At 67.2% G+C, this 8897-nt stretch carries 8 protein-coding genes and 1 pseudogene; 6 read left to right on the top strand and 3 right to left on the bottom strand.

Features of this window, described 5'->3' with window-relative positions; genetic code table 11:
• A partial coding sequence (locus tag VIR09_RS03615) for a hypothetical protein (protein WP_332011631.1) occupies positions 1-739 on the top strand: 739 nt, incomplete at its 5' end.
• The gene (gene recJ / locus VIR09_RS03610) at positions 721-2421 is read left to right on the top strand and encodes a single-stranded-DNA-specific exonuclease RecJ (RefSeq protein WP_332011630.1); all 1701 of its coding nucleotides are present in this window, start codon (positions 721-723) and stop codon (positions 2419-2421) included. The genes VIR09_RS03615 and recJ, both read left to right, overlap by 19 nt.
• A gap of 94 nt (positions 2422-2515) precedes the next feature.
• On the opposite strand, the gene VIR09_RS03605 is transcribed toward recJ, so the two are convergent.
• Positions 2516-3826, bottom strand: coding sequence for an MFS transporter (locus tag VIR09_RS03605; RefSeq protein WP_414639380.1), 1311 nt, complete (start codon positions 3824-3826; stop codon positions 2516-2518).
• 259 nt (positions 3827-4085) lie between these two features.
• Here VIR09_RS03605 and prfB point away from each other — a divergent pair.
• The 4 genes from prfB (at position 4086) to VIR09_RS03585 (ending at position 7857) form a co-directional block, all read left to right on the top strand.
• Positions 4086-5190, top strand: a protein-coding gene (gene prfB, locus VIR09_RS03600) for a peptide chain release factor 2 (RefSeq protein ID WP_148260614.1) whose coding sequence is annotated in 2 segments (ribosomal slippage) — positions 4086-4166 and positions 4168-5190 — 1104 coding nt in all. Because the reading frame shifts where the segments join, the coding sequence is not laid out codon by codon here.
• A 41-nt stretch (positions 5191-5231) separates the two neighbouring features.
• On the top strand, positions 5232-5987 hold the full coding sequence (locus tag VIR09_RS03595; protein ID WP_332011629.1) for an SDR family oxidoreductase: 756 nt from the start codon (positions 5232-5234) through the stop codon (positions 5985-5987).
• 10 nt (positions 5988-5997) lie between these two features.
• Entirely contained in the window at positions 5998-7521 is a 1524-nt protein-coding gene (gene lysS, locus VIR09_RS03590; RefSeq protein WP_332011628.1) for a lysine--tRNA ligase, read from the top strand.
• Positions 7522-7536: 15 nt separating this feature from the next.
• Complete coding sequence (locus tag VIR09_RS03585) at positions 7537-7857, top strand: preprotein translocase subunit TatB (RefSeq protein ID WP_332011627.1); 321 nt, start codon at positions 7537-7539, stop codon at positions 7855-7857.
• 21 nt (positions 7858-7878) lie between these two features.
• Here VIR09_RS03585 and VIR09_RS03580 read toward each other — a convergent pair whose 3' ends face one another.
• Both VIR09_RS03580 and VIR09_RS03575 read right to left on the bottom strand, forming a co-directional pair.
• The gene (locus VIR09_RS03580; RefSeq protein ID WP_414639379.1) at positions 7879-8514 is read right to left on the bottom strand and encodes a TetR/AcrR family transcriptional regulator; all 636 of its coding nucleotides are present in this window, start codon (positions 8512-8514) and stop codon (positions 7879-7881) included.
• A 6-nt stretch (positions 8515-8520) separates the two neighbouring features.
• A pseudogene (locus tag VIR09_RS03575) lies at positions 8521-8897 on the bottom strand (steroid 3-ketoacyl-CoA thiolase); the annotation flags it as partial.

Below are 8897 nucleotides of genomic sequence, written 5' to 3'. Positions count from 1 at the left end.
GCCGCCCGGCGCCGGGCTGGGCCCGCTCCTGGCCGGGGCGCAAGCCGAAAGCAGCGGCCCCGTCTGGCTGGCCGAGCTGGTCCATCTGGCCTTGGGCACGGACCAGGCCACCTTGCTGGATCCCGGCCTGATGGAGCTGCGCGCCGAGGAAACAGCCGCCCTGCTCGACACCGCCCGCCCCCTGTTCGAAGGCACGGGTTTCGCGGTGGAGGCGCTCTCGCCCGAGCGTTGGCGCCTGCGCCTGCCGGACGGCCTGCGCCCGCAGACCGCCAGCCCGCTGGCCGTGGCCGGACAGCGCCTGAACGACTGGTGGCGCCAGGACGCGGAAGCGCGCCCCTGGCGCCGGCTGCTCAATGAAATACAGATGGCCTGGCACGAACACCCGGTCAACGACGCCCGCGCGGCGCGCGGCTTGCCGCCCGTCAACGCGCTGTGGCTGTATGGCGGCGGCACGCCCTGGACGCAGTCCCAGCCGGCCCCGGCGCAGGTGTACACCAATCTGGACGCCCCCCAGCGCGCTGGCGACTGGGCCGCCTGGCTGGACGCCCTGGCCGCGCTGGATGCACAGCATCTGCGCCCCCTGGCCGGCAAGCACGGCCTGCCCGCTGCGCCCGCCGAACTGCTGCTGCTGGGCGACGACCGCAAGGTCGCCCTTACCCTGAAACCGCGCGGGGGCCTGCTCGGCTTGCTGCCCGCGCCCAAGAAAAACTGGAGCGCCTGGTGGTCTCACCCCGCTTAACCGTCCGCACGCCCGACCTGCAAGCCTGCCACATCCTGGAAGCCTCGGGCATCCACCCGCTGCTGGCCCGCCTGTGGGCCGCCCGCGGCGTCACCCATCCCGATCAAACCCAACTCGCCTGGAAATCGTTGCTGCCGCCCACAGGCCTGACGCATTCGGCTCATGCCGCCGGCGTGCTGGCCGACGCCATCCAGGCGGGCAAGAAGCTGCTGATCGTGGCCGACTATGACTGCGACGGCGCCACCGCCTGCGCGGTCGGCCTGCGCGCGCTGTCCGCCATGGGCGCCGATGTGGACTTCCTGGTGCCCAACCGCTTCGAAACCGGCTACGGCCTGTCGCCCGCCGTGGTCGACCTGGCGGTCCGGCATCGCGCCGGCAAGCCCGACATCATCATCACGGTCGACAACGGCATCGCCAGCGTGGACGGCGTGGCCGCGGCCAATGACGCCGGCATCGGCGTGGTCATCACCGACCACCATTTGCCGGGCGACACGCTGCCGGCGGCCCTGGCCATCGTCAACCCCAACCAGCCCGGCTGCGGCTTTCCGTCCAAGAACCTGGCGGGCGTGGGCGTCATTTTCTACATGATGCTGGCGCTGCGCGCCGAACTCCGTCGGCGCGGTGTCTACGCGGCCGATGGCGGCCCGCGCCTGGACGCGCTGTCCGACCTGGTGGCGCTGGGCACGGTGGCCGACGTGGTCAAGCTGGACGCAAACAACCGCCTGCTGGTCACGCAAGGCCTGCAGCGCATGCGTACCGGCCGCCTGCAACCCGGGCTGCGCGCCCTGTTCGCCGTGGCCGGACGCGAGCCGCGCGCGGCCAACGGCTTCGACCTGGGTTTTGCGCTCGGCCCCCGCATCAACGCGGCCGGCCGCCTGGCCGACATGAGCCTGGGCATCGCCTGTCTCACCACCGACGACGAGGCGCAAGCGCTGGAACTGGCGCGCGAGCTCGACAATATCAACCGCGAACGCCGCACGATCGAAGCCGAAATGCGCGAACAGGCACTGGCCGCCATGGAAGAGCCGAACGCGGCCGCAGGCGCCACGGTCTGCGTGTTCGACCCGGGCTGGCACCAGGGCGTGGTGGGCCTGGTGGCTTCGCGCCTGAAGGAAAAATTCTGGCGTCCCACGCTGGCTTTCGCGCCTGCGGGCGACGACGAAATCCGCGGTTCCGGCCGCTCGATCCCCGACGTGCACCTGCGCGACGCGCTCGACCTGGTGTCCAAGCGCCATCCCAACCTGATCCGCAAGTTCGGCGGCCACGCCATGGCGGCCGGCCTGACCCTGGGGCGCGACGACTTCGCCGCCTTCGCCCCCGCCTTCGACGCCGCCGTGCGCGAGCTGACCGGCCGCGATACCTTCGAGCCGGTGATCGAGACCGATGGCTCGCTGGAATCGGGCTATGCCAACGCTGACGTGGCCGGCATGCTGCAGCAGCAAGTCTGGGGCGCCGGCTTCGCCGCCCCCTTGTTCCTCGACGAGTTCGTGGTTCGCAACCAGCGCCTGGTCGGGGAAAAGCACTTGAAATTGTCGCTGGAACGCGGCCACCAGCGCTTCGACGCCATCTGGTTTGGTCATGACCAGTCGTTGCCGGAACACATCCAGGCCGCCTACCGGCTGGAGCAGAACGTGTGGAACGGGATGGTGTCGGTGCAGTTGGTCATCGAGCACGCGGGCTGAGGCCCGCCATCGGCGGGAGCCTCGATCACGCATGGTGCGTCGCGTGCGGCGCGGACCTGGGTACCTGTCCCAGGCCGCCCGCCCGGCGCCCGGGCTACTTGTTGACCAGCTTCGCTGGCTGCGCCAAGGCAACCAGCGCGCCCACCACCAGGCAGCCCGAAAGCATGTAAAGGCCCGTATTGGTGGTGCCCGTCATGTCCTTGAGCCAGCCCACCAGATACGGGCTGACGAAGCCGGCCAGGTTGCCCACCGAATTGATGAGCGCGATGCCGGCCGCCGCGGCCGTGCCGCCCAGCAAGGCCGTGGGCAGGCTCCAGAACAGCGGCAGCACCGTGCAGATGCCGATGTTGGCGACCGTCAGCGCCAGGATCGCGAGCACCGTGTTGCCGCTCCAGATTGCCGAGAACAGCAGGCCCAGGGCGCCGAACAGCGCAGGCAGCGCCACGTGCCAGCGGCGCTCGCGCAGGCGGTCGGAGTTGCGCGAGATCAGGATCATGCCAATCACGGCGAACAGGTTCGGAATCGCCGTCAACAGGCCGATCGCCAGCGGACTCTGCACGCCCGTGCTCTTGATCAGGGTCGGCATCCAGAAGCCCACGCCGTACAGCCCCATCACGAACGAAAAGTAGATCAGCGCCATCGCCCACACGCGCGGCTTGGCCAGCGCGGCGCGGATCGGCGGATCTTCCTTCTGCTGTTCCTCGGCCGCGATATTACGGATCAGCACGGCCTTTTCATTGGCGGTCAGCCACTTGGCCTTGTTGATGCGGTCGTCCAGATAGATCAGCACCAGCACGCCGATCAGCACCGACGGAATCCCCTCCAGCAGGAACAGCCACTGCCAGCCCGACAGCCCGTGGTCGCCGTGGAAGGTGCTCATGATCCAGCCGGAGATCGGGCCGCCGATCAGCCCGGACATGGGCACCGCGGTCATGAAAAAGGTCGTGATGCGGCCGCGGCGGGCCGCCGGATACCAGTAGGTCAGGTACAGGATGATGCCCGGGAAGAATCCGGCTTCCGCCGCGCCCAGCAGGAAGCGCAGCACGTAGAACATATGCACGCTGGTCACGAACATCATGCAGGCGGAAATGATCCCCCAGGTGATCATGATGCGGGCGATCCAGACCCGCGCCCCCACCTTGTGCAGGATGATGTTGCTGGGAATCTCGAAAATGAAGTAACCGATGAAGAAGATGCCCGCGCCCAGCCCGTATACGGTTTCGCTGAACTGAAGCTCCTGCAGCATCTGTAACTTGGCAAACCCCACGTTCACGCGGTCCAGGTAGGCCACGACATAGCACACCACCAATAGCGGCACCAGCCGCCAGCCTACCTTGCGGTAGATCCGGTCTTCCTCTGTCGCCGGGATCGCCGGCGAAACCCCGGGGGCCATCGCATTGTCCATCTGTGTCTCCATTCCTCTGTCGGGATAGGCCGGCTGCTCGCCGGCGCCATTGCGGCCCATGCCGTTCCGATCAGGAACGGCCAAGCCGCCATCCGCAGCCTAGAACCCCTTAGTTGACAAAAAACTGAACAACTTGAATTTGCCTGCTGGATCGGCCGCGAAGCGATCCGTCCCCCTTCTTGCCGAAGGCGGCCGCGCACATGCCCCAAGCACGGTAAAATGTTTGGTTTCGCACAAAAGTCATCAGGACAGGATCATCATGGAAGCCGAACGTCAGAACCAGCTCGCAGCCCGCCTCGCCGATTACGCGGAGCGCGAACAGGCTCTACGGAGGTATCTTTGACTACGATGCCAAAGCTGAACGCCTGCAAGTCGTAAACGCCGAACTCGAAGATCCGGCGGTCTGGAACGACCCCAAGCACGCCCAGGACCTGGGCCGTGAAAAGAAAGCCCTGGAAGACGTGGTGGAAACGCTCACCGCCCTGGGCTCGGGCCTGGCCGACTCGAACGAACTGTTCGAACTCGCCGCCTCGGACGACGACGACGCCACCCTCGAATCCATCGAGCAGGACGCCGACGCCTTCCAGGAAAAGCTGGAAGCGCTGGAATTCCGCCGCATGTTCTCCAATCCGGCCGATCCGCTGAACTGCTTCCTGGACATCCAGGCCGGCGCCGGTGGCACGGAAGCGCAGGACTGGGCCTCGATGCTGCTGCGGCAGTACCTGAAGTACGCCGAGCGCAAGGGATTCAAGGCCGAAGTGCTGGAAGAATCCGACGGCGACGTCGCCGGCCTGAAGTCCGCCACCATCAAGATCGAAGGCGAGTACGCCTTCGGCTACCTGCGCACCGAAACCGGCGTGCACCGCCTGGTGCGCAAGAGCCCGTTCGATTCCTCGGGCGGCCGCCACACCTCGTTCGCCAGCGTCTTCGTCTATCCCGAAGTCGACGAATCCTTCGAAGTCGAAGTGAACCCCGCCGACCTGCGCGTGGACACCTACCGTGCTTCCGGCGCGGGCGGCCAGCACATCAACAAAACCGATTCGGCCGTGCGCCTGACCCACATTCCCACGGGCATCGTGGTGCAGTGCCAGAACGACCGTTCGCAGCACCGCAACCGCGCTGAAGCCATGCAGATGCTGAAGTCCAAGCTCTACGAACTGGAAATGCGCAACCGCATGGCCGAGCAGCAGAAGCTGGAAGACTCCAAGACCGACGTGGGCTGGGGCCATCAGATCCGTTCCTACGTGCTGGACCAGAGCCGCATCAAGGACCTGCGCACCAACGTCGAAATTTCCAACACCCAGAAGGTGCTGGACGGCGACCTGGATCCCTTCATCCAGGCCAGCCTGAAGCAAGGCATCTAAATTTCGCGATACTCCCCCTCAACGCATCCAGAGGTTCACGAATGTCCGACACCATCGTAATTCTCACCGGCGCATCGCGCGGCATCGGCGCCGCCATGGCGCGCGGCCTGGCCAAACCGGGCACCCGCCTGATCACCCTGGCGCGCCGGGAAGATCCCGAGCTGGCTGCCTATGCCCGCTCGCAGGACGCGCAGCTGGAACAGCTGTCCGTGGACCTCTCGGACCTGAATGCGGCCGAGACGGCCGCGCAGCGCATCTGCGCGTCGCTGCCGCGTGACGCCCGCCGCTATCTGCTGATCAACAATGCGGGCACCGTGCACCCCGTCGCCGGCACCGACGCGCTGGTCGATGGCGCGGCCATCGCCACCGCCTTCAACCTGAACGTCAGCGCCGTGATGCTGCTCACGGCGCGCTTCCTGGCCGCGGTCGAGGACATCAAGGCCGACCGCCGCGTGCTCAACATCTCCTCCGGCGCGGGCCGCAACCCGAACGCCGGCTGGGGCGTCTACTGCGCCACCAAGGCCGCGCTCGATATGTACTCGCGCGTGGTCAAGGCGGAGCAAGGCGCCGACGGCGCGCGCATCGTCGCGCTGGCCCCTGGCATCGTCGACACCGACATGCAGGTCGCCATCCGTTCCAGCGATCCGGAAAGCTTCCCGGCGCTGGCCAAGTTCCAGGAGTTCCACGCGACCGGCAAGCTGTCCTCGCCCGCCAACGTGGCCTCCCGCATCCTCGCCTACCTGGATCGCGAAGATTTCGGCACCACCGAGATCGACGACATCCGCAATTACGACTGATTCCCCGACCATGACCGACCACTCGACCACTCCGGCGCCCGCCCAGGACGAAAACCGCTTGATCGCCGAACGGCGCGCCAAGCTGGCCAAACTGCGCGAAACCGGGGTCGCGTACCCCAACGACTTCGTTCCCGACGCCCGCGCCGCCGCCCTGCATGACAAGTACGACGGCCAGGAGCAGGAAGCTCTTGCCGCCAACCCCGTCACCGTCAAGGTCGCCGGCCGCATGATGCTCAAGCGCGTCATGGGCAAGGCCAGCTTCGCCACGCTGCAGGACAGCACCGGCCGCATCCAGATCTACCTGGACCGCGGCACCCTGGGCGAAGACAGCTACGCCGCGTTCAAGCAATGGGACATCGGCGACATCATCGCGATCGAAGGGTCGGTCTTCAAGACCAACAAGGGCGAGCTGTCGGTGCACGCCGCCAGCGCCCGCCTGCTGTCCAAGTCGCTGCGTCCGCTGCCCGACAAGTTCCACGGCGTGGCCGACCAGGAACTGCGCTACCGCCAGCGCTACGTCGACCTCATCATGACGGATGCCACGCGCCGCACCTTCGAGGCGCGCAGCAAGGCCGTGGGCAGCATCCGCCAGTTCATGCTGAACGCCGGCTTCCTCGAAGTGGAAACCCCCATGCTGCACCCGATCCCGGGCGGCGCGGCGGCCAAGCCCTTCGTCACGCACCACAATGCGCTGGACATGGAAATGTACCTGCGCATCGCGCCCGAGCTCTACCTCAAGCGCCTGATCGTCGGCGGCTTCGAGCGCGTCTTCGAAGTCAACCGCAACTTCCGCAACGAGGGCGTGAGCCCGCGCCACAATCCTGAATTCACCATGATGGAATTCTATGCGGCCTTCGCGGAATACCGCTGGCTCATGGACTTCACGGAAGAACTGATCCGCCAGGCCGCCATCTCGGCCACCGGCAGCGCGGTGCTGACCTACGGCGAACGCGAACTCGATCTGTCCAAGCCGTTCGACCGCCTGACCATTTGCGAAGCCATCCTCAAGTACGCCCCGGGCTACACCCAGGCGCAACTGGACGATGCGGCCTTCGTGCGCGCCGAACTCAAGAAGCTGGGCGCCGACGCCGACGGCCCGGTGCTGTCGCGCGCCGGACTGGGCGCGCTGCAGCTGGCCCTGTTCGAAGAGACCGCCGAAGCCAAGCTCTGGAACCCCACCTACATCATCGACTACCCGGTGGAAGTCTCGCCGCTGGCGCGCGCCTCCGATACCCGCGAGGGCATCACCGAGCGCTTCGAGCTCTTCATGACGGGCCGCGAGATCGCCAACGGCTTCTCGGAGCTGAACGATCCCGAAGACCAGGCCGAGCGCTTCCGCTCGCAGGTCGAAGCCAAGGACGCCGGCGACGAGGAAGCCATGTTCTACGACGCGGACTACATCCGCGCCCTGGAATACGGCATGCCTCCGACGGGCGGCTGCGGCATCGGCATCGACCGCCTGGTCATGCTGTTGACCGACAGCCCCAGCATCCGCGACGTCATCCTGTTCCCGCACCTGCGCCGTGAAGACTAAACGGCGGCTGGCGTCATGATCTTCAAGATCCTGATGCTGCTGCTGGTCGTGGCGGGGCTGGTCTACTGGATCAAGCAACCCCGCCGCCTCCAGCCGGCTGCCTCATATCAGCCGGCGCGGCCGCGCCGGCCGGTCTTTATCGCCCTGTGCATCGCCGCCACGATCTCCGTGGTCGCATCCTTGCTGACGGCCCTGTTGTGGATGGGCAGCGTGGCCGGCGGCGTCACCGGCGGCGGCTATCACGGCGAGGCGGATTTTCTGCTGCCCGTGTCCGGCTCCCTGCTGGCGCTGGCCATCGCCTGCGCCGTGGGCGCGTTCCTCAAGCGCCGGGGCTGAGCCCTCGGGCTCCCGCCCTGGCTACAAAGGCCACCTGCCCGCCCCCGGCGGCAGCGTCGGCAGCGACGCCTGCAGCATTGCATCGATAAACTCGGCGGGCCGCAGGCGGCCCCCGGGCTTGTACCACTGCACCGTCAGGTTCATGGCGCCCAGCACGCAACGCTTGATGACCCGCGCATCGCCCTGGAGCAGCCCTGCCGCCACGGCGGCCGCGACCACCTCCTGCCACATCGCCTCGTAGCGGTCGCTCAGCGACTTCACGACGGCCTGGCTGGGTTCGGACAGGCTGCGCCATTCGTACACCAGCGCGTTCATGGCATCCCCGCCCGCGCCGTGCAGCATGCTACCCATATGCACGCGGAACAGTGCCGCCAACCGGTCCGCCGGCGCCTGGTAGCAGGCCAGCGCCCGTTCGCCGTCGTCGATCACTTCCTGGATGCCGTTGTTCATCACCGCCACCAGGATCTCTTCCTTGCTGCGGAAATGATGGAACAGGCTGCCCGACTGCAAGCCCACCGCCCGCGCCAGTTCACGCACGGTAGTGCGCTCATAGCCGTGCTTGCAGAACAGCTGGCCCGCCGTCAGGATCACCTCGCGCCGGCGTTCGGACTCCGAGCCCTCGTCCCGGCCTTGCGCAGCCTCCCGCAGTTTCTCCATGTCCGGTCACAGCCTCTGGATGATGGTGGCCGTGGCCATGCCGTGGCCGATGCACATCAGCTGCATGCCCAGCTCGCCTTCGGTGGCTTCCAGCCCCGTCAGCATCTTGGCCATCAGACCGGCCCCGGTGGCTCCCAGCGGATGGCCGTGAGCGATCGCCCCGCCCCAGGGATTGACGCGCGACAGGTTCGCGCCCAGCTCCCGCTGCCAGGCCAGCACCACGCTGGCGAAGGCTTCGTTGATCTCGATCCAGTCGATGTCATCCAGGCTCAAGCCGGCGCGCGCCAGCGCCTGCCGCGCCGCCGGGATCACGCCCGTCAATTGCAGCACCGGGTCCGATCCCACCACCACCCGCGCCAGGAAGCGCGCGCGCGGCCGCAGGC

This window comes from Achromobacter sp., assembly GCF_036567245.1.
Classification (GTDB): Bacteria; Pseudomonadota; Gammaproteobacteria; order Burkholderiales; family Burkholderiaceae_B; genus Achromobacter.
Note: the sequence above shows the minus strand (reverse complement) of the source record. Positions and strands in the feature narration are given on the sequence as shown.

Coding starts and splice junctions, on each gene's coding strand:
- VIR09_RS03605 (WP_414639380.1), bottom strand. CDS start 3,826: ATGGACAATGCGATGGCCCCCGGGGTTTCGCCGGCGATCCCGGCGACA.
- VIR09_RS03595 (WP_332011629.1), top strand. CDS start 5,232: ATGTCCGACACCATCGTAATTCTCACCGGCGCATCGCGCGGCATCGGC.
- lysS (WP_332011628.1), top strand. CDS start 5,998: ATGACCGACCACTCGACCACTCCGGCGCCCGCCCAGGACGAAAACCGC.
- VIR09_RS03585 (WP_332011627.1), top strand. CDS start 7,537: ATGATCTTCAAGATCCTGATGCTGCTGCTGGTCGTGGCGGGGCTGGTC.
- VIR09_RS03580 (WP_414639379.1), bottom strand. CDS start 8,514: ATGGAGAAACTGCGGGAGGCTGCGCAAGGCCGGGACGAGGGCTCGGAG.